The organism is Haliea sp. E1-2-M8, assembly GCF_030649675.1.
In the GTDB taxonomy this organism is placed as follows: domain Bacteria; phylum Pseudomonadota; class Gammaproteobacteria; order Pseudomonadales; family Halieaceae; genus Haliea.
In genome coordinates this window covers 1-20,714 of the sequence record NZ_JAUTDR010000027.1, presented here as the reverse complement: position 1 = coordinate 20,714, position 20,714 = coordinate 1, and the positions used below count along the sequence as shown (strand labels likewise).

The window sequence follows — 20,714 nt, the reverse complement described above, 5'->3', positions numbered from 1 at the left end:
GGCGATCAGTTCTTGCTGGCAGCCAGCGCCTGTTCAATATCGGCGATGATGTCGTCGATGTGCTCGATGCCCACCGAGATGCGCACCATGTCTTCACTGACACCCGCCGCGGCGAGTTCCTCGGGGTTCAGCTGGCGATGGGTGGTGCTGGCTGGATGGCAGGCCAGGGACTTGGCGTCGCCGATATTGACCAGGCGCAATATCAGTTGCAGCGCATCGATAAAGCGCCCGCCTGCCGCATGACCACCGTCAATACCAAAGCTGAGAATGCCCGAGGCCTTGCCACCGCAAATCTTCTTGCAGGCCTCCCGGAAGGGGCTGTCCTCGAGGCCGGCGTAGTTTACCCAGCGCACCTGCGGGTGTTGCTGCAGGTACTGCGCAACTTTTTCCGCGTTGCTGCAGTGGCGCTCCATGCGCAGGTCCAGGGTTTCCAGGCCTTGCATCAGCAGGAAGGCGCTGTGCGGCGACAGTGCAGCACCGGTGTTGCGCAGGGGTACCACCCGGCAACGGCCGATAAAGGCAGCGGGACCCATGGCTTCGGTATAGACCACGCCGTGGTAGGAGGGGTCCGGTGTGTTCATGATGGCAAAGCGCTCAGGCTGGGCGGCCCAGTCAAACTTGCCGGAGTCAACTATGGCGCCGCCGATGGTGGTGCCGTGACCACCTATGTATTTGGTCAGAGAGTGCACTACGATATCGGCGCCGTGGTCAAACGCCCGGCACAGCAGCGGGGTGGCGACGGTGTTGTCGACAATCAGGGGTACACCGGCGGCATGGGCAATTTCTGCCCAGCGCTCGATATCCACGACGTTACCGGCCGGGTTGCCAATGGATTCACAGAACAGGGCACGGGTGTTCTCGTCTATCAGTGACGCGACGCGCTCGAAGTCGTCCGCCCTGGCGAAGCGGGTCTCGATGCCCTGACGCGGGAAAGTATGGGCGAAGAGGTTATAAGTGCCGCCATACAATTGCGAGGTGCTGACGATGTTGGTGCCCACCTCGGCGATGGCCTCGATGGCATAGCGGATCGCCGCCATGCCCGAGGCTACGGCCAGGGCGCCGATCCCGCCTTCCAGTGCGGTCAGCCGCGCTTCCAGCACCGCATTGGTCGGGTTCATGATGCGGCTGTAGATATTCCCCGGCACCTTGAGGTCGAACAGGTCAGCGCCATGCTGGGTGTCATTGAAGGTATAGGAGGTGGTCTGGTAGATCGGCGTCGTCGCGGCGTTGGTCGCCGGATCGCCATCGTAGCCGGCGTGCAGGGCAAGAGTTGCTGGTTTCATGGTGTTGGTCCATTCTGGTTGTAGTCGTTCAGCGCGGGAGCGTACCAGACCCCGCGGGGATGGCAAGGTGGGGCCGCCAGGGTCGGGTCGGGCGGGGCCGCCCAGGCCGCGTAGGTGGGACGGGCCGCGCGGGTGAGGCCGCCCAGGCCGCGGCCCTGCCACCCACGGTGCGAACGTGTAAACTACAAACGGGTTTTCTAGCCACCAGCTTCCGGGGGACATCGGGTTGGCAACGGACGACAGCGGGCAAGGTGCGCCGCCAGAGCAGCCAGGAAAGATGCGGCCGCAGGCCGGCGGCCGCGGGCTGAGCTCGGAGGAAGCGCGGGAGCGTCTGCAGGCCTGCGGCCGCAACCAGTTGCCGGAGCCCCCGCTGCCCGGCTTGCATGTCATTTTTCTGCGTCAGTTCCGCAGCCCTTTCATCTATATTCTGCTGGTGGCGGCCCTCGTCTCCTGGGCGCTCAGCCAGATGGCCAATGCGGTATTTATCATGGCCGTGCTGCTGTTGAATGCGGTGATCGGCACCGTGCAGGAGTTTTCCGCCCAGCGCTCGGCGGCGGCGTTGCGCAATATGGTGCGCGGTGTCGCCCACGTTATCCGCGACGGCGTTGCGGGACGGATTGATGTCGAGGAACTGGTGCCGGGGGATCTGGTTTTGCTGTCTTCCGGTGACAAGGTGCCCGCGGATGTCCTCCTTGACAGCAGTGACAGCCTGAGCGTGGACGAGTCCATGTTGACCGGAGAATCCCTGGCAACCACGAAGAATGCCCACGCGCAGGTGGCCGACGATGCATCGCTGGCGGAACGTTTCAACCAGTGTTTTGCCGGCAGTACCGTCACCCACGGTCGCGCCCAGGGCGTGGTTACCGCAACCGGGCTGGAGACGGAGCTCGGTCATATTGCGGACCATGTCCTGGGTCGTGAGTCCGCCGATCCGCCGCTGCTGATCCGCATCCGGCTGTTCACTTATCAGATGGCCGGGGCGATCGGCATCGCTATCCTGTTGCTGGTGACGCTGATGCTGTTGCGGGGCGGCTATGGCGCCGAGGGCATTATCCTGATGGCCATTGGCCTGGCGGTGTCGGCGATTCCCGAGGGCTTGCCGGCGGCGCTGACCGTGGCGCTGGCCATCGGCATGCGCCGCATGGCGGCCAACAAAGTGATCATTCGCAAGCTGGTGGCGGTCGAGGCCCTCGGCTCCTGCACCTTCATCTGCTCCGACAAGACCGGCACCCTGACGGTGAACGAGCTGACCGTGCGCCAGGCCGTGCTGCCGGATGGAGCCACTTTTGAGGTTACCGGGGAGGGCGTTGCCCCGGGTGGCGCGGTGTTGGGCGATGATCCAGAGCTGCTGCGAGATCTGTGCATTACCGGCCTGTTGGCCAACGAGAGCCACCTCGATTATTCCGGCGGCGAGTGGGTGTCCAATGGCGATATTGTCGACGTCGCCTTTCTGATCCTGGCTAAGAAGTTGGGTTTTTCGCTGAGCGAGATTCGCTCCGAGCGTGCCCAGCTGGAGTTGATTCCCTATGAGTCCGAACGCGCTCTTAGCGGCAGCCTCAACGTAGGCGACGAGCATCCGCTGGTCCTGCACGTCAAGGGTAGCCCGGAAAAACTCCTTGGCCTCTGCACCCGTATGCGCACCCGCGACGGGGATGTGCCGGTGGACAGGGCCCGGATTGAGGGCCAGATTGAGCAGCTTGCGGGGAAAGGGTACCGCCTGATAGCTCTGGCGCGGCGCCGGGCGGAGGAGCGTGACGCGCTTGATCAGCTGGGGGAAATGACCTTCCTGGGCCTGGTGGCGATGATTGATCCGGTGCGTCCCGAGGCGCGGGAAGCCATTCGCCGCTGCCGCAGGGGCGGGATCGAAGTGGCCATGGTGACCGGCGATCATCCCGCGACCGCCGGGGCGATCGCGCGGGAACTGGAACTGGAGGGCGGCAGCGATGGGGTAGTGACCGGCAGCATGATCAAACAGGCCACGGCTCAGGGAGAGGCCGAACTGGATGCGCTGATCCTGCCCGCAAGGGTGTTTGCGCGGATAGAGCCCACGCAGAAGGAGCAGATCGTCGACAGCCTGATGCGCAATGGCCATTTCGTGGCAGTGACCGGAGATGGTGTCAACGACGCACCCGCCATGCGTCGGGCCAATGCCGGCGTGGCCATGGGTAAACGCGGCACCGACGTTGCCCGGGAAACTGCGGACCTGATCATCGCCGACGACAATTTTGCCTCCATCGTTGCCGGCATCGAGCAGGGGCGTATCGTCTACAACAATATCCGCAAGGTTATTGCCCTGTTGACCGCCACCGGGTTTTCGGCCCTGCTGCTGTTTTTCCTGACCGTCTTTGCCGGCCTGCCCATGCCGCTGATTGCGGTACAGTTGCTGTGGCTCAACCTGGTGGCCAATGGCCTGCAGGATGTCGCCCTGGCTTTTGAGCCGGCAGAGGGGCATGAACTGGAACAGCCACCGCGCAGCCCGCGGGAGCCGGTATTCGAGAAACACATTATCCAGCATGTGCTGGTGAGTGGCACCACGATGGGTGTCCTCGCTTTTGCGACGTTTGCCTGGCTGATGCACGGTGGTAGCGACGTCGCCGACGCCCGCAACGCCACCCTGATGCTGATGGTGCTGTTCGGCAACATCCATGCACTCAGCAGTCGCTCGGAAACGCAGTCATTGTTCAGGATGCGCCTGCTGAGTAACCCCTTCCTGATCCTGGCTGTGCCCTTTGCCCAGGGCGTGCACATTGCCGCCATGTACCTGCCGGGCATCAGCGACGTGCTCGCTCTGAGCCCGGTAACGCTGGGGCAATGGCTGGTGCTGCTGGGGATTGCCCTGGTGTTGCTGTTGGTCGAGGAGGCGCACAAGTGGTATCTGCGGCGGCGCAGGGCTGCTGTCCACGCCACCGCTGGCCGCGCCAGTGCAGGCCGCGCCAGTGCAGGCCGTGCCAGTTGACTTGCTGTCTACGCTGGAGTCTATAGAGTTACAGGTATGAAATTGAGGGGATGCAAGCATGAAGCTGACAATCAACGGCAAGCTGAGGGAACTTGACGCGGAGCCGGATATGCCACTGCTGTGGGCGCTGCGGGATCTGCTGGGTCTTCGGGGCACCAAGTACGGCTGCGGCAAAGGGCTCTGCGGCGCCTGTACCGTGCATCTGGATGGTCAACCGCGGCGCAGCTGCCAGCTCACGGTAGCGGATGTGGCGAGCGGCAAGGTGACAACGATAGAAGGCCTGTCCGCGGATGGCTCCCATCCCCTGCAACAGGCCTGGCGTGAATTCAACGTGCCCCAGTGTGGTTACTGCCAGTCCGGCCAGTTGATGAGCGCCAGCGCCCTGCTGGCGAGCAACTCCAATCCATCGGACGAGGAAATCAGCAGCGCGATGGCGGGTAACCTGTGTCGCTGCGGCACCTATCCCCGGATTCGCAGCGCAATCAAGAGTACATTTACCGATGCTGCCGCCAGCGCGACAGGCGGAACCGGGGAGGGCGCGGCATGAGCACGTTCAGCGTAGTTTCCCGCCGCCGCTTCCTGCAGTTGACCGGTCTCACGGCCAGCGGCCTGGTGCTGGGCGCCGTTGCACCCCGCAATCTGGCTCTGGCCGGCATTCTCGATGAGGCCCAGGGTTCACAACTCAACGTGTTTGTCAGTGTGGCCACTGACGGCACTGTGGAGATAATCGCCCATCGCTCCGAGATGGGCACCGGCATTCGCACCGGCCTGCCGCAGGTGGTTGCTGATGAAATGGAGGCGGACTGGCAGCAGGTGAAGGTCATTCAGGCCCATGCGGATTCACGCTACGGCAGCCAGAACACCGACGGTTCCCGTTCGGTACGCGACTTCTACCACATCATGCGCCAGATGGGTGCCGCAGCCCGCACCCTGCTGGAACAGGCCGCCGCCGCCACCTGGCAGGTGCCGGTGGAAGAATGCACTGCGCGCAATCACGCGGTTCACCACAGCAGCGGCAGGAGTCTCGGCTTCGGCGCGCTGGCGGCAAAGGCCGCGGAGCTGCCGCTGCCGGCGCTGGAGAGCCTGCGCCTCAAGGACACCGCGAATTTCCGCTACATCGGCAAGGATGTGCCGATCGTCGATCTGCGGGATATGACCACCGGCAAAGCCACCTACGGGATCGACGTGCACGTGCCGGAGATGCTCTACGCCAGCATCGAAAGGACGCCCTGGTTGCAGGGTCGCATTGTGTCCTATGACTCCGCGGCGGCGTTGGAGGTGAAGGGCGTGCTGGATGTGGTCGAGCTGAAGGCCGTGGATGGCGCGCCGGGCTTCAACCCCATCGAAGGCGTTGCGGTACTGGCGACCAACAACCACAGTGCGCTCAAGGGGCGTGCGGCCCTCAAGGTGCGCTGGCGCGAGAGCGACCACAGCAGCCACAACGCCGAGGCCTATCTGGATGAGCTGGTAGCACGGGTCGAAGGTGGCGCGGGTGAGGTGGCGCGCCAGCGCGGCGATGTGGATGCCGCATTGGCGAGCGCAGCTTCGGTGGTTGAGGCGACTTACCGGACTCCCTACCTTGCCCACGCCTCCATGGAGCCGCCAGTGGCGACTGCGCGGGTAACCGATGAGCGCTGTGAAATCTGGGCCTGCACCCAGACGCCTCAGGCCACGCAACAGGCTGTTGCGAAAACACTGGAGCTGGATGTCTCCGCCGTTACCGTTCACGTGACTTTGCTGGGCGGCGGCTTCGGGCGCAAAGCCAAGCCCGACTTTTCGGTAGAGGCGGCCAGGCTGGCCGCCCACGTTGGCAAGCCGGTACAGGTGGTCTGGAGCCGCGAGGACGATATCCGTCACGATTATTTCCATGCCTGCAGCGCCCAGCACTTCAAGGGGGCGCTGGATGAAGACGGCAATGTCACTGCCTGGCTGGGACGGCAGGCCGCGCCGCCAATTGAGTCCACCTTTGACCGCAGTGTGCGTATCAATGGCGCCAATTGGCTGTCCCAAAGCTTTGCCAGTGTTCCCTTTGCTGTGCCCAACCTGCGCGTGGAAAGCCACGAGGCTCCCGCCCATGTGCGCATCGGCTGGCTGCGTTCGGTCTACAACATTCCCTACGCGTTTGGCGTGGGCAGTTTTGTGGATGAGCTGGCCCACGCCGCCGGCCGCGATCCTGCCGAGTTCTGGCTGGAACTGATCGGCGAGGACAGGTTGCTGGACTTCAAGGACGAGGGTTTCGAGTACAGCAACTATGGACGCTCGATCACTGAATATCCTTTTGCCACCGCGCGCACCAAGGGTGTGATCCGTGAACTGGTGGCATCGATCCCCTGGGGTGAAAAGTTACCGCAAGGGCAGGGCTGGGGACTCTCGGTGGCCAACAGTTTTCTCAGCAATGTTGCGGTCGCCAGCAAGGTGGACGTCAGGGACGGCCGCTTGCGGGTACTGGAGCTGCATGGCGTGATCGACGCCGGACGTGTGATCAACCCGGATCGGGTCCACGCGCAAATGGAGGGGGGAATGATCTTCGGCCTGAGCCTGGCGCTGAACGGTGAAATTACCTTTGCCGGCGGCGAAGCGCAGCAGTCCAACTTCCACGACTATCCCATCGCGCGCATGGACCAGGTCCCCGCCGTCATTCGCAGCCACATCGTCAGCAGCGAGACCGCACCGACCGGGGTCGGCGAACCGCCCACGCCGCCCACCGCACCCGCCATCGCCAATGCGGTATTTGCCGCGACTGGCAAGCGCATTCGGGAGCTTCCGCTGAGTAAGCATTTCGATGTCTGAGCGGCAGGCAATGCGGGGATCAATTTGCCGCCACCAGTAGCACCCCGATCAACATCAGCAGGGTGCCGGCAGCTCTGGACTTCGACAAGGGAACTTTTGGATATCCCAGCCACCCCTTTTGGTCCAGCACCAGGGACGTAACCACCTTGCCTGAAATAATGGCAAGCGCCAGCGTCAACGCCCCCAACCTGGGAGCCAGGAAAAGCGACATGGTGACAATGAATGCTCCGAAAATGCCGCCCAGCCACGCCCACCAGGGGGTGGCGGCAATAGCGCCCGGCCTGAACCAGGCTCGGCCCTGGGTGAGTACGATCCACCCCAGGGTAAGTGTGCCGAGCAGAAATGAAATGAATGCCGCCTGCACTGGCGATCCCAGGGCCGTGCGCAACTCGGCATTGATGCCGGCCTGGGAGGCGAGGGAGCAGCCGACCGCAACGCTGCCCGCCAGCAGAAGATACTTGCCTGGGCTTCTCATCAAGCGGGCTGCTTCCTGGCGACAAGAAGTACCCCTGCCACAATGAGCGCTGCCCCCAGCAGCCGGGACGCGGACAGTTCAATCCTCGGGTAGCCCAGCAAGCCGTTGTGGTCCAGCACCATGGACGCCAGCACCTGGCCGCAGATGATGCTGATGGCCAGCGTCAACGCACCCAATTTGGGTGCCAGATAAACCGACATGGCCACGTTGAAAGCGCCCAGCAGGCCTCCCAGCCATGCCCACCAGGGCAGGGCTGCCAGGGCGTCCGGTGTAAAACAGGGCGCGCCGAGCAGAAGTGCAATCACTCCCAGCAGCAGCGTGCCGGTGAGGAAGGAGATGAACGCGGCCTGAATGGGTGAGTGCAGGGCCAGGCGCAGCTGCGAGTTTATCCCGGCCTGCGAGGCACCGCAGGCGCCGACCGCCAGGCAACAGGTTAGCAGGAAGAGTGTGCTGAAAGTGATCACTATGGGCTACCTGATTGGCCGCAGTGCGCTCAGCTTGGCAAACATCGACGGTGGTGTGTCCGCGAGATACGAGAGTGTATCATCGGGCATGTTATCCGGTACACACGACAGCTCAGCGAGTGAAAAATCATGTCTATACTGAAACTGGGCCTGGTGCCCCAGATACTTATTGGCGTCGGACTGGGTGCCCTGCTGGGGTGGCTGGCACCGGCGCAGGCGGCGCCGCTGGGTCTGTTGGGGGACCTGTTTGTCGGCATGCTGAAGGCGGTGGCGCCGCTGCTGGTGATGCTGCTGGTGATGTCCGCCATCGCCAACAAACATGAGAGCGGCAGCGACGGCCGCAAGTCTCTGTTGACCCTGGCCCTGTACCTGCTGGGCACGGTCAGCGCCGCGGTAGTTGCTGTGGTGATGAGCCAGCTGTTCCCGCAGACGATTGCGCTGAGCGAGGGCGCCACGGGTAGCCCACCGCTGGCGGTGACCGCGGTGCTGGCCGATGTCCTGTTCAAACTCATTGATAACCCGGTAAATGCCCTGCTCACGGGCAACTTCCTCGGCTGCCTGACCTGGGCCATTCTGCTGGGCCTGAGCTTTCGCAAGGCCAACGCCACGTTCAAGGAGCATCTGCAGACCTTGGCCACAGGTGTCGGTGATATTGTCGGCTACGTGATCCGTCTGGCACCGCTCGGTATTTTCGGACTGGTCTGCGCCACCGTGGCGACCACCGGGCTGTCGGCGCTGGCGGGTTACGCCAGCCTTGCCGGGCTGTTGGTTGCCTGCATGCTGGTGATGGCGCTGCTGGTAAACCCGCTGTTGGTGTTCCTGTTAACCCAGCGCAACCCCTACCCCATCGTCTTCAAGTGCCTGGAGGAATCCGGCGTCACCGCGTTTTTCACCCGCAGCTCCGCGGCCAATATTCCGGTCAACCTCAACCTGGCGAAAAAAATCGGCATCAGCGAAGAACTCTATGCGGTGACGATTCCGATCGGTGCCACCGTCAATATGGCCGGCGCCGCCATTACCATCACGGTGCTCAGCCTGGCAGCCGCCAATACCCTGGGCATTGAAGTGTCCTTCGCCACGGCGCTGCTGCTCTGTGTCATCGCTGCGCTGGCCGCCTGCGGCGCCAGCGGGGTGCCCTCCGGCAGCCTGCTGCTGGTGCCGCTGGCGTGTTCCCTGTTCGGCATTCCGCTGGACGTAGCGATGCAGGTCGTCGCGGTAGGCTTTGTGATCAGCGTCATTCAGGACTCGGCGGAAACGGCGCTCAACTCCAGCACCGATGTAATCTACACCTACGCCGTGGACCAGGTGCACCTGCCAGAAAAAGAAAGACAGGAGGCCACCGCATGAAATTGCAGCAGTATCAGGTGGACGCTTTTGCCAGCCGTGTTTTCGAGGGCAATCCGGCCGCGGTGTGCCCGCTGGAATCCTGGCTCGACGACGCGTTGTTACAGGCCATAGCGACAGAGAACAACCTGTCGGAGACCGCGTACCTGGTGCCCGCAGGGGATGGTTTTGAGCTGCGCTGGTTTACCCCAGCAACCGAGGTGGACCTCTGCGGTCACGCTACCCTGGCGGCGGCGCATGTGCTCTATACCGAACTGGGCTACTGCGCCGACTCTGTCAGCTTCGGCACCCGCAGCGGCGAGTTGAGTGTGCGTCGGGAGGGTGAGCTATACGTGCTGGATTTCCCCGCGATTGTCGCGCAGCCCTGCACGTTGCCTGCGGGCCTGGTCGAGGCCCTGGGGCGGCAACCGGCAGAGGTGCTGGCAGCGGACGATCTGGTGGCGGTATTCGCCAGCGAGGCCGAGGTGCTGGCATTGGAGCCGGATCAGGCCCTGCTCGCCAGACTGGACTACCGTGGTGTTATCGTTACCGCACCCGGGGACAAGCACGACTTTGTCAGCCGGTTTTTTGCACCCAGGGTGGGTGTGCCGGAAGATCCCGTGACCGGTTCCGCGCATTGCAAGTTGGCGCCCTACTGGGCACAGCGCCTGGGCAAGAACCGGATGAGCGCACGCCAGGTTTCCAGGCGTGGCGGCGATCTGGAGGTAGAACTGCGCGGCGACCGCGTGCTGATGGCGGGCCGCGCGGTACTGTTCATGGTGGCGGATATTCATGGTCTATAGCCAGCCCCGCGCTATTCGCTGTAGGAGCCCGCTCCGCGGGCGATAGGGAAATCGCGCACAGAGTGCGCTCCCACATTCCTACATTCCCGCACAGCCACCCTGTGGGAGCCCGCTCCGCGGGCGCTCAGAAATTCTTGCGCAGGGTGACGCCCCAGGTTGCCGGTTCATTGAAGTAGGCGATCAGGCGCCCGTCCTGCGCCACGCCGTCGGAGATGGTGTTGGTGTAGTCCTCGTCCAGGACGTTGCGGCCCCAGACGGTGATCTCTGCGTCCCACTGCTCGAGGATCAACCCGGCCCGCAGGTTGAGCAGTTCATAGGAGTCGGCGAGCTTGGCCGGGTCATTGTTGACGTCGGTCATGCGCTCATCGGTAAAGATGTATTCGCCAAAGACATAGCCGGTGAGGCCATCACCCAGCGGGAATTCCTGCCTGCCCGAGGCGACTACCACGTTCTCCGGATTGCCGGACAGCAGGCCGCCGCTGCGGTCGCAGGAGCCGTCACCGTTGGCCCTGGGGTCCGGCAGGTTGGTGTGCCAGGGGGTGCTGATCCAGCAGTCCCCGGCAGCGAAGTCCTCGTACTCACCGTCGTTGTAGGCGTAGGCGAGGGTGAGGCCAAGGCCGTCCAGCGGCTGCCAGATGATGTCAATTTCGCCGCCCTGGGTTTTGGCCACGCCGGCATTTTGCAGGGCGAACCCCGTGCCCTGGAAGGAGATGGTCTGCAGGTCTTCGGTGTCCGTGCGGTGCAGGGCCATATTCACCCGCAGGGCCTGTTCCGGGAATTCCGCCTTCATGCCGACTTCGAAAGATTCAGAGGTCTCGGCGTCAAACGCCACTGGCAGAATCGCCGCGATGCGGTCCGTGTTGACGCCGCCCGCCTTGTAGCCGGTACCATAGGACGCGTACAACATGAGGTCATCACTGGCGAACCAGCTCAGTTTGACCGTGCCGGTGAACTGGTCGTCATCAATGGTCTCGTTGACATCCGCGCGCGGCGCCAGCGGCGGGAACAGCCAGAAACCCCAACCCGGAGAGGCGAAGTCGAGGACTGCGGAGGCGTCCTCGGTGAACACGTTCACCATATCCTTGTCCTCCTTGGTCCAGCGGCCGCCGGCGGTAAGGACGAGATCGTCGCTCAAGTTGTAATCGAACTGGCCGAACAGGGCCCAGGTACTGTGATCCTGGCTGGCGACATTGCGGGAACCGGTGCCGGCGGGAAAGGCTACCGCGGGCACACCTACCAGGCCGCCGGTGTCGGCGCCGACCATGGTGTCGACGACCGCGTCCAGATCCTGCTCGAAATAGTAGGCTCCGACAACCCAGGTGAAGTTCTCCGTCTCGTCGCTGAGGCGAAGTTCCTGCGAGAACTGCTCCTGCTCGGCGTCGTTGCTGCGGATCAGGGCGTCGATGTCATAGAAGTCGACGTCTGCATTGTCGTAGGACTCGAAAGTGCGGAAAGCGGTGATGCTGGTGACCAGGAAATTCTCGGCCCGCCAGTCCACTTGCACGGAAATGCCCTGGTCCTCATTCCGTGATACCGGCAGGAAGCTGGCCGCCACTGCGCCGCGGAAAAAGTCGTCCTGGTCGATCACGGTACCACCGAGGTTCAGCACCCGCTGGTCTGATCCGGTCTTGACCGGCGCGCCTGGCGCCAGACCCTGTGCCACCAGATTGTTCTTGTAGTTGCCGGCGGCGCAGCAAATCTCGTCGACTTCGGAGCGGTCGGCGATAACCAGCACCGAGAGCAGGTCGCTGGGCGTATACATTGCCTGCAGGCGAACACCCCAGCGGTCGCGGTCGTCAATCAGGTCCTCCCCCAGGCCTATGACATCCACATAGCCGTCGCGCTCCTGGTAAAAACCGGTCACGCGGAAGGCCAGTTCGTTGTCAATGGCAGAGAAGGACCTGGCGCCCTGCAGGGCCAGCAGGCCGAGGTCACCGGCCTGGGCTTCCAGATAACCCGTGCCTTCATGATCGGGCTTGACGCTGTTCATCGACACTGCACCGGAGGGTGTGTTGCGTCCGAACAGGGTGCCCTGGGGGCCGCGCAGCACCTCCACCGAGCCCAGGTCCACGAGGTTGTTGATCATGGAACTCTGGCGCGCGCGGTAGACACCGTCCACGTACAGGCCAACGGATGATTCCAGGCCGAAGTTCTGGCCGCTGGTAAACACGCCGCGGATACTGAAGTTGGACGTGGTGGAGGTCTGGGTCTTGCTGACGATCAGGGCCGGATCATTGTTGGCCAGCTCGAACATGTCGCGCACGCCGGTTTTCTGCAGCATTTCATTGGTGAACGCCGTGACCGCAATGGGCACGTCCTGCAGGCTCTGCTCGCGTTTCTGGGCGGTGACGATAACTTCTTCGAGTACCTGAGCCTGGGCCAGCGTGCTGCCAGCGATGGCCGCTGCGACAGCTGCGGCAACAACGGTGGGGCGGAAACGGAGCTTGATCATGGCGTACAACCTTGGGCAATTATTGTCCCGCCAATCTAACATCTCTGGCACTGAGGTGAGCACTTCCGCCGGCACCGGATTCTGTTAAAAAGTGGCATTGACGCGGATCACCTCCAGCGCTTCAGGCCCAGTGCCGGGTCACATAACTAGCCGCCGTAGCACTGTTTGACCGCGTCTGCGCCCTGCTCGCGGATTGCCTGGTACTTGTCCCAGAAGGCGGCATCAATGCCACGCAGGTAGGCATTGGTATCGTCCCGGCGGTAACGGGTCAGGTGGCTCGGGCCGCCGTTGTAGACTGCGTAAGTGGCTCGGGCCAGGTCCTCGATGTCGCCCCGCGCCTCGTGTTCCTTGCGCTTGAGCGCATAGTCGACCAGATAGTGAGCGAGGATCTCGTTGCCGGCGCGGGCGTTGTAGCCGACGTTGTTTTGCAATGCGTCCAGGTCATAAATTTTGCGCCAGACGTGCTGGTTGATCTGCATCAGGCCTACCGAACCGGCAGAGGACTGGATTGGCGAGATCTCGCCCTTGTTCTCAACATACTGGCGCCAGCAGGACTCCTGCCAGGCGGTGGCCCGCACCAGGTTCCCGTAGAGTGCGAAGTAGTCGTCAGCCACCTTGCCACGCTTGCGCTCCGCGGCAATGCTTTCGTCGAGCAACTGCTCCATGGCCCGCAGGTAGCGATCCAGGTCATTCTGCTCTGGAATCCAGCCGGTCAGCAGTTTCACCAGCGACGGGCTCACAGCCGCCGCCTCGGCGGGCGCTATCAGCCAGGCAAAAGGGCCGGCCTCGCCGGTACCCTCCGGGGGTTGCAGTTCCAGCTCCGGTTCCAGCCCCAGCAGTTGCCGCAACTGCGGATCTACCCGGGAGTCGTAGGCCAGTTGTTCCTCGGTGACTGTCGGTACCAGCATGCGCGCCATGCGCCGCAGAGTGTTTTTATCCAGGGACAGGCCCAGGTGCGGGGCCGCGGCGTCCAGTGCCTGCAGGGCATCGGCGGCGCCGATGAAGGTCGCGAGTTCCAGACTGCGGGCTGCGGGCAGGTTCAGGGCGTTGCTTTTCAGCAGCGGCGCCAGACGTGCCCAGGTGGAGAGAAACAGGCCGCGCACAGGATCCTCAGCCCGGGACTCGGCGGCAAGGGCATCCCGCAGTTGGTGTCTCGTCTCCAGCAGGATTTCCGCCAGAGTCGCACGCAGCTCGGGTTCTGCGGGCGTTGCCAGATCCTTGATCAGCCAGGTGGCGAAGGCATCCCAGGATTGCCAGGCCGCGTCCCAGGCGGCCAGCTCGTCCGGCGTCAGCGCCGCCTCTGGCGCGGGGACCCAATCCGGCGGGGGTGTGGGTGCCTCCACGGAAAAGGTCACGGTCAAAGCGTCCGGCCCGGCGTAAGCGGATTGCAGATTCAATGAATCGGCGTTGAGCCCCGGTTCCGTTTGCCCGGCTGGCAGCGCATCCCGTAGCAGGGCGCGCAAGTCGCTAACGGTGGGTCCGAAATCGATGCTGACGGCGCCGAGGCGCGGGTGGACCTGGTTCTTGACCCAGTTCCAGGCTACCCCGGACATCTTCCGCTGCCCATCGTCGCCGCTGAGAATATTCGAGTCGGTAACCCGGAACGTGACCTGGCCACTGCCCGGCGCCACCAGGGCCTCCTTGAACGTCTCAATGCTGCCGTTCCATGCAACTGGCATCAGACAGCGCCCCGCCACCGGGGTGCCCACGCGGGCGCGTACCCGGGTGGTCAACCGCAGCAGACCGTCAGCGGCGCCTGACACCTGTGGATCGCTCAGGGTCAAGTGGTTGCAGTCCAGGTTGTCGCGGAATAGCTCTGCCCGACCTTCCGGACCCTGGAAAACCTGGCGCGACAGGGCGTCGCTGACGACCGCGTAGTCGAGGCTGACGGGCAGTGCAATGGGCGCAGCCAGTACCGGCAGCGGGAGCAGCGCCGTCAGTGCCCAGCACAAGGGCGCGGCGATGCGATAACGACTAATGAAGCGTGGCATGTCAGCTCCCGATGAGCGGACGGAACAGGCAATAATAATACCCAAGAGCGGGTGCGGAGAACAGCGCCATGCCGCGGGTCGACTGCGGGAAAATGCAAGCTTAGGCTTGCTGGCCAACGCTGTCCTAGAACAGCCAGCCGGGCCGGAGCAGCATCACCATGCCCAATCCCAGCATCACCAGCCCGCTCAGCAATTTCAGCTGCCTGCCGCCACGGTCGGACAGCTTGCGGTTGCCGAGGGCAATGACTGCCAGAGTGACCATGAGGGCGTCGTCGGCAATGTAGCCAAGTATGTAGAGGCCGATATACCCATAGTAGGCGCCTGAAGGTAGCTCCTGCTGAGTCAGGATTGCGGTGTAGAGTGCCGGAAACCCGGCGGTGCAGAGGAGTTCGATAAAGTTGACGACCACGGCCAGCAGGGCGACGGCGGGGAGAGAGAGCAGCAGGGTATCGCTGTTGAGCACGCTGCGCATGCGTCGGTACAGGCCGGGCTTGGCAGCCGCCGGAATCGACAGGGACGGGCCCACACCGGGTCTGACAGCGTCCTTGATGTTGACGCTGGCGATCAGCAGAGCGAGCCCGGCCAGTCCGTAGCGCAGCCAGGCGGTCAAACCAATCAGCAGGAACAGATTCAGCCAGGCCGCCATGAACAGGTAGTACACCACACCGCTGGCAAGCACGAAGGTGCCGGCCACCAGAGCCATGCGCCGGCGGGACTGCAGGCGCACGAGCATGGACAGGAGAAACAGCAGAACCCACATCGCACAGGGGTTGAAGCCGTCCAGCAGGCCTATCGCGAGGGTGAACAGCGGCAGACCGAGGCCGGCCACACTGAGGGGGCCGAAGAGCTCACTCTGGACCGTCGGCGCGGGTGCATCCCCCGCCACCAGCGCAGCCAACTGCGGGGCAGAACTCTCGGCATCGGCGAAACCGACGAGAACGCGCCCGTCGAAAACGAAGGTGGGGACACCGGGCGGCCAGCTGCCACTCGCCCGCGCGTGGCGATAGAGATCATCGCGGGCCTGCGGGTCCTCGTCCACCGCGCGATAGCGGATTTCGAGCCATGGATGTCGCGCGGCAAACTCCGGCAGGTAGGCTTTGGCATTGGCGCAGTGAGGGCAGCCGGTGCGGACAAAAACTTCCAGTACCGGCGCCTGGGTGGGGCTGGTAGCGTCAGACTTCGCAGATGCCGCGACCGGTGGCCCGACAAGGACCAGCCATGCCAGCAGTAGAGGGAGCACTCGAAGCATACACCGCGGCACCGACGATATAGCGATATAGGGGGTCAGGTCACCCATTGTAGCAAACCCTGTTTGCTAGAATGCGTGACCTGACCCCCCTCGTGACCCCCCTCGCTCCAGGCCGGCGATGATGGCGTCCACATCAACGCTGTCACCTGCCAGTTTCTGCACGATCTGCTTCAATTGGAAGAGGGACACCCGACCCCTGTCCCGGGCCAGTTCGCGTGCGACCTCGTCCAGGCCCACGGCGCCATCGGAGGCTTCCTGCAGGGCGAGGTGCAGCCGGTGCATGAACACCGCCGCCCGGGCGGTCACCGGCCCGGAGGAGCGCTTTACGAACAGAGTGTCGGCCTTGCGTCCCCAGGTTTCCTTCCAGTCCAGGACCTGCTGGTAGCGCAGGTCACTGACCGCGCCCGAACGCCACAGAATGTTGGCGGCGTAATATTCGGCGAGCCCCTCGACAATCCAGTCCGCGTCCTTGCCGCCATTGATACCGGCCGCCACGTGTATCAGTTCGTGGATCATGCTGCTGGTGCGATTGCCGCTGATCAGCGGGCGGTCGCTGTGCATGAACAGCGAGCGGGTACCCGAGAGGCCGCCCCGCCACATGGGCTTGCCGGCAGTGACTACCAGCAGATGCTCCGGGAAACCGGGGAACACGGCCTTGACGTCAGGAATTGTCCAGGCCAGGAACGCCAGAGTGTCCTGCAGGCGCTCGCCCTGGCCTGCCGGTGCGGCAACCCGCACATCCACCCCGTCGATACTATCCTGCCGGCTGCTGATATTGCCGAGAATAAGCCAGCCTTTCGGTCGCGGCAGGCGCCGCCCGGGGTCGACAATCTGGTAGTGATTGCTGCTTTTGCTGGTGTTGGCGTAGGGCGCGGCAGAGGACCAGTTCTCCGGCAGCTCGAACTGGAGCTCGGCGCTGGCAGTGAGCCCCTTGGCCACGGTGGCGGTGATCGGAGGGATGAGCTTGTCACTGCGCAGGATCGCCCAGTCATCGGTCAGCAGGGAGTCGTAGCGGCCGCTGGATTTTTTCTCGCTGATCACGAACTCGTAGTGCAGGCTGGCGTCCGGGCCCTGCGGTTCCCAGGTGGCGGTGTCGCCCGCCAGAGTCAGGCCGGCGTCGCTGTGCAGGGCCAGGTGCCGGTCCGGGTTCAGATGCAGCATCAGTTTCCGGGGCAGGCGTTCACCGCGCAGGCGGATTTCCACCCTGGCGACCTCGCTGTCGGGGCTGACCGCGGCGTGGTAGAGCAGTTCGTAGTCAGCGGCGCGCGCGGAGGCAGCGGTCACCACCAGCAACAGCGCAAGCAGCAATGGGCTATACAGACGGGTGGCCATGGTTAACCTGAATGATGGGGTTGATGCCAAGGATACCAGTGCCTTGGGGGCAAACCTATACCGGTGGCAATCATGCCCGCTAGCTCGTACTATCTGGAGAGTGGCCTCAGTGCCGCGCACTACAACAAACAGCAGGGGATGGGAACCATGAGCGAGCAAACGACTTTCGATATCAATCAGGTCATTGCCCAGGCGAAGGCAGTGATCACCAATCCTGTGGGCTACTTCCAGACCATGCCCAAGACCGGCGGCTACGGCAACCCGGTGATCTTTGTGGCGGTCATGGGCGCAGTGATGGGGCTCATCACCGCGGTCCTTTCATTTTTTGGTTCGGCCGCCGGGATGCTGGCGGCGGGTCTGGGCGCGATCATCGTGATGCCGATCTTTGCCGTGCTGGGCGCGTTTATCGGTGCCGCCATCCTCTATGTGATCTGGAAGCTGATGGGTTCAACCGAGAGCTATGAAACCGCGTTTCGCTGTCAGGCCTCCGCCGCGGCCATCTATCCCATTTCCGCGCTGCTGGCGATTGTGCCCTATATCGGCAGCATCGTGATGATAGCCTGGGGTGCCTTTTTGATGATCGAGGCGAGCGTGTCGGTGCATGGCCGCGAGCGCAAGACCGCCCAGATCGTCTTTGGCATTCTGGCTGCGCTGTTGATCCTGTCGAACATAGCCAGCGAGCGCGCCGCGCGGGAGATGGAGGACCGCATGGAGCGCATGGGCAGCCAGTTCCAGGGTGTCGAGGACATGTCCCCGGAGGAGGCGGGTCGCAAGATGGGTGAGTTCTTCAAGGGTCTGGAGGAGGGCGCGAACAAAGCGCCCGCCAACCAGGGCGACTAATCGCGCTCGCGCTCGCGCACGCGCTGTAGCTGGGAGCAGAGATCCCGGGCCCCCTCCAGTACCCGCGCCGTGGGCCGCTGGATCAGGTCCGGGTCGACCACCAGCAGGCCTCCGTCCAGTGCCCGCAGGCCAGGGTAGCGGTGCCAGTCATCCAGCCACTCGGGATGCGCGCTACCCATGCCGCCGGCGACTATCACGTCGGGGTTGCGTACCAGCACTGATTCCAGGTTGATCCGCGGCGCCAGGGTGGCGACATCGGCAAAGACGTTGTCACCGCCGCACAGGGCGATGATCTGGCTGATGAGGTGCTCGCCGTTGATCGTCTGCAGCGGTTGGTGCCAGATCTGGTAAAACACCGAAACCCGTTCGGCGTTGCGATAGCGCTGCGCCAGCTCGACAAATCCCTGTTCCAGCCGCACCGCCTCGGCCTCGCTGCTGGCTTCGGTGCCGGCCAGCTCGCCCAGCAAACGGATGCTGGCGGGAATGTCGGCCAGCTCACGCAGCTCGCTCACATATATCGGAATACCCAGCCGCTCCAGCTTTTCCAGGGCTCCGGCGCCGTTGCCCGAGCCCCACATCAGGATCAGATCCGGCCGGGCGGCGACAATCTGCTCCAGGCTGAAGGCGTTGAATGAGCCGACCTGCGGTAAACTGCGGGCCGCTTGCGGAAAGTTGCTGTAGCTGACTACCCCGACCAGCCGGTCCCCGGCACCAGCGCTGTACAGGTTCTCGACGATGTGCGGTGCGAGCGCGACAATGCGCTGGGCCGGCGCCGGCAGGGTAACCGTTCGGCCGCTGAAGTCCACCACGCTGACAGGCTCGGCCCGGGCAGCGCTGGAAAGTGCTAGCAGCAGGCAGAGCCGGATGAGCGGGCGCGGCGTCACAGGCCTATGACCAGAGGCTGACGCCCGTTGGGGTGTTGTTGCACCAGTACTTCGGCGTGGAACAAATCGCGGAACAGGGCGGGGGTGAGCACTTCCGCGGGTGACCCGGTGGCGACCTGCCGGCCCCGGTCCAGCACCACCAGCCGGCGGCCCACGGTGGCCGCCAGGTTCACATCGTGTACCACCAGCAGCACCGCGCAACCCCGGCTCGCAATCGCGGCAATCGCGGACGCCAGTTGCTGCTGGTGGGACAGGTCCAGGGCCGCAGTCGGTTCGTCCAGCAGCAGCAGTTTCCCGGCCATGTCGCCGCTGTCCCAGATCTGGGCGAACACCCGCGCCAGTTGCACGCGCTGGCGCTCGCCACCGGAGAGTTGGGTGTAGAGGCGATCCCGCAGCCCCAGGGTGTCGGTCGCTATCAGGGCAGCGCGCGCGATCTCCCGGTCGGCCCGGGCGCCGGTTGCGTGTGGGGTGCGCCCCAGCAGCACCACTTCTTCCACCGTGTAGGGAAAGTTCAGCAGCGACAGTTGAGGCAGGAACGCGAGATGCTGCGCCAGTTCACCCCGCTGCCAGGCGGCCAGAGGCCGGCCCCCGAATTCGAGGGTGCCGGTGCTGGCGGGGAAATCCCCGGCGAGCAGGCGCAGCAGGCTGGATTTGCCGGCGCCGTTGGGTCCGATCAGGACCACTACCTCGCCCGCGGACAATTGCAGGCGGATGTCAGTCAGTACCGTTTCGCCCCAGGGTGCGGCACTGACGCTGTCCAGCGCCAGCACGCTCATGTCTGCATCCCGTACTGGTGTCGTTGGCGCAGCAGGGAAATGAAGAAGGGCACGCCGATCAGCGCGGTGATAATGCCCACCGGCAGTTCCGTGGGTGCCAGCACCACCCGCGACAGGGTGTCAGCGACTACCAGCAGGGTGGCGCCGGCAAGGGCTGAAGCGGGTAGCAAGTAGCGGTGGTCGGGGCCTATCCACAGGCGCACCACGTGAGGTACCACCAGGCCGACAAAGGCGATGGTGCCGACCAGAGCCACCGAGGTGCCGACGCCGACCGCAACCCAGCCGATCAGGGCCAGCTTGGTGCGGTTCACATCAATGCCCAGGTGGCGCGCTTCCGATTCCCCCAGCAGCAGAGTGTTCAGCGCCGGTGCGTAGCGGGGCAGGGCCAGCAGCACAGCGCCGCTGACCAGGCTCGCCAGTGCCAGTCGCGGCAGGCTGGCACCGTCCAGGCCGCCCATTTTCCACAGGCTGATCTGACGCAGGCGCTCGTTGTCGGTAAAGAACTCCAGCAGGCTGCCAACGGCTCCAGCCAGTGCGGTGATAGCAATCCCGGCCAGCAACATCGTCGCCACCGAGGTGCCGTTCTCTGAATTGGCCAGGCGATACACCAGCAGCACCGCGAGTACGCCGCCGATGAACGCGCCGACGGACACCAGGGTCAGGCCGACAAAGCCCTGCAGCAGTCCGCCTCCCAGCACGATCAGCAGCGAGGCACCGAGTGACGCCCCGGCGGTGACACCGATCAGCGATGGATCCGCCAGCGGGTTGCGAAACAGACCCTGCATCGCCGCCCCGCTCATCGCCAGAGTCGCGCCCATGACCGCGGCCAGCAGCACCCGAGGCAGGCGAATCTGCTGCACGATTATTGCCGCCTGGCCGCCCTCCGCACCTGCCAGCAGGGCCTGTAGTGCCTGCGCCGGTGCCAGGCTGATCGCGCCGTTGGCCAGCCCCGTCAGCATTGCCAGGGGCAACAGGAACGCCAGCACCACCAGCAGTTTGCGGGCGCGGTGCCGGCGCTGGGAGATGCTAGTATTTAAACACATAAATATCGAAACATAGTTTATACTGCTTCATATCCACCCCATGACGAGGAGTT

Annotated in this window: 16 protein-coding genes; 6 read left to right on the top strand and 10 right to left on the bottom strand. The window is 63.9% G+C overall.

Translation table 11 applies throughout. The features are described from left to right. Positions 1–5 precede the first annotated feature (5 nt). The gene (locus Q6D67_RS18010) at positions 6–1,283 is read right to left on the bottom strand and encodes an O-acetylhomoserine aminocarboxypropyltransferase/cysteine synthase family protein (protein WP_304707059.1); all 1,278 of its coding nucleotides are present in this window, start codon (positions 1,281–1,283) and stop codon (positions 6–8) included. 277 nt (positions 1,284–1,560) lie between these two features. Here Q6D67_RS18010 and Q6D67_RS18005 point away from each other — a divergent pair, with 277 nt between their 5' ends. Genes Q6D67_RS18005 through Q6D67_RS17995 form a run of 3 tightly spaced genes read left to right on the top strand, consistent with a single transcriptional unit; the run spans position 1,561 to position 7,029 of the window. Next, entirely contained in the window at positions 1,561–4,239 is a 2,679-nt protein-coding gene (locus tag Q6D67_RS18005) for an HAD-IC family P-type ATPase (RefSeq protein ID WP_304707058.1), read from the top strand. A 58-nt stretch (positions 4,240–4,297) separates the two neighbouring features. After that, entirely contained in the window at positions 4,298–4,786 is a 489-nt protein-coding gene (locus Q6D67_RS18000) for a (2Fe-2S)-binding protein (protein ID WP_304707057.1), read from the top strand. Then, entirely contained in the window at positions 4,783–7,029 is a 2,247-nt protein-coding gene (locus Q6D67_RS17995; RefSeq protein WP_304707056.1) for a xanthine dehydrogenase family protein molybdopterin-binding subunit, read from the top strand. The genes Q6D67_RS18000 and Q6D67_RS17995 overlap by 4 nt, the downstream gene beginning before the upstream one ends. 19 nt (positions 7,030–7,048) lie before the next feature. Here Q6D67_RS17995 and Q6D67_RS17990 read toward each other — a convergent pair whose 3' ends face one another. Together Q6D67_RS17990 and Q6D67_RS17985 are read right to left on the bottom strand one after the other, a co-directional pair. Further along, entirely contained in the window at positions 7,049–7,504 is a 456-nt protein-coding gene (locus Q6D67_RS17990) for a DMT family transporter (protein ID WP_304707083.1), read from the bottom strand. Then, a complete protein-coding gene (locus tag Q6D67_RS17985; protein WP_304707055.1) occupies positions 7,504–7,968 on the bottom strand; it encodes a DMT family transporter in 465 nt (154 codons plus the stop codon). Before Q6D67_RS17985 ends, Q6D67_RS17990 begins: the two co-directional genes overlap by 1 nt. 129 nt (positions 7,969–8,097) lie before the next feature. Between Q6D67_RS17985 and sstT the strand changes: the two genes are divergently transcribed. Both sstT and Q6D67_RS17975 read left to right on the top strand, forming a co-directional pair. Next, entirely contained in the window at positions 8,098–9,315 is a 1,218-nt protein-coding gene (sstT, locus tag Q6D67_RS17980; RefSeq protein ID WP_304707054.1) for a serine/threonine transporter SstT, read from the top strand. Beyond that, entirely contained in the window at positions 9,312–10,094 is a 783-nt protein-coding gene (locus Q6D67_RS17975) for a PhzF family phenazine biosynthesis protein (RefSeq protein WP_304707053.1), read from the top strand. The genes sstT and Q6D67_RS17975 overlap by 4 nt, the downstream gene beginning before the upstream one ends. Positions 10,095–10,218: 124 nt before the next feature. Here Q6D67_RS17975 and Q6D67_RS17970 read toward each other — a convergent pair whose 3' ends face one another. The 4 genes from Q6D67_RS17970 to Q6D67_RS17955 all read right to left on the bottom strand — a co-directional run bounded on the left by Q6D67_RS17970 (position 10,219) and on the right by Q6D67_RS17955 (position 17,118). Further along, the gene (locus Q6D67_RS17970) at positions 10,219–12,546 is read right to left on the bottom strand and encodes a TonB-dependent receptor (RefSeq protein WP_304707052.1); all 2,328 of its coding nucleotides are present in this window, start codon (positions 12,544–12,546) and stop codon (positions 10,219–10,221) included. A 146-nt stretch (positions 12,547–12,692) separates the two neighbouring features. Beyond that, positions 12,693–14,537 (bottom strand): transglycosylase SLT domain-containing protein, encoded by a 1,845-nt coding sequence (locus Q6D67_RS17965; protein WP_304707051.1) that lies wholly within the window; start codon positions 14,535–14,537, stop codon positions 12,693–12,695. A gap of 124 nt (positions 14,538–14,661) precedes the next feature. Beyond that, the gene (locus tag Q6D67_RS17960; RefSeq protein WP_304707050.1) at positions 14,662–15,786 is read right to left on the bottom strand and encodes a glutaredoxin domain-containing protein; all 1,125 of its coding nucleotides are present in this window, start codon (positions 15,784–15,786) and stop codon (positions 14,662–14,664) included. Positions 15,787–15,852: 66 nt separating this feature from the next. After that, positions 15,853–17,118: a hypothetical protein gene (locus Q6D67_RS17955; protein WP_304707049.1), complete on the bottom strand. Its 1,266-nt coding sequence runs from the start codon at positions 17,116–17,118 to the stop codon at positions 15,853–15,855. A gap of 72 nt (positions 17,119–17,190) precedes the next feature. Here Q6D67_RS17955 and Q6D67_RS17950 point away from each other — a divergent pair, with 72 nt between their 5' ends. Then, positions 17,191–17,958 carry a YIP1 family protein gene (locus Q6D67_RS17950; RefSeq protein ID WP_304707048.1) on the top strand — a complete coding sequence of 256 codons (768 nt, stop codon included), beginning with the start codon at positions 17,191–17,193 and terminating at the stop codon, positions 17,956–17,958. Here the strand turns inward: Q6D67_RS17950 and Q6D67_RS17945 are convergent. From Q6D67_RS17945 to Q6D67_RS17935, 3 genes are read right to left on the bottom strand one after another with little or no spacing between them, the layout of a single operon-like run. Next, on the bottom strand, positions 17,955–18,842 hold the full coding sequence (locus Q6D67_RS17945; protein ID WP_304707047.1) for a cobalamin-binding protein: 888 nt from the start codon (positions 18,840–18,842) through the stop codon (positions 17,955–17,957). The genes Q6D67_RS17950 and Q6D67_RS17945 overlap by 4 nt on opposite strands. Then, on the bottom strand, positions 18,839–19,618 hold the full coding sequence (locus tag Q6D67_RS17940) for a heme ABC transporter ATP-binding protein (protein WP_304707046.1): 780 nt from the start codon (positions 19,616–19,618) through the stop codon (positions 18,839–18,841). Before Q6D67_RS17940 ends, Q6D67_RS17945 begins: the two co-directional genes overlap by 4 nt. After that, positions 19,615–20,661, bottom strand: coding sequence for an iron ABC transporter permease (locus tag Q6D67_RS17935; protein ID WP_304707045.1), 1,047 nt, complete (start codon positions 20,659–20,661; stop codon positions 19,615–19,617). Before Q6D67_RS17935 ends, Q6D67_RS17940 begins: the two co-directional genes overlap by 4 nt. Positions 20,662–20,714: the final 53 nt, after the last annotated feature.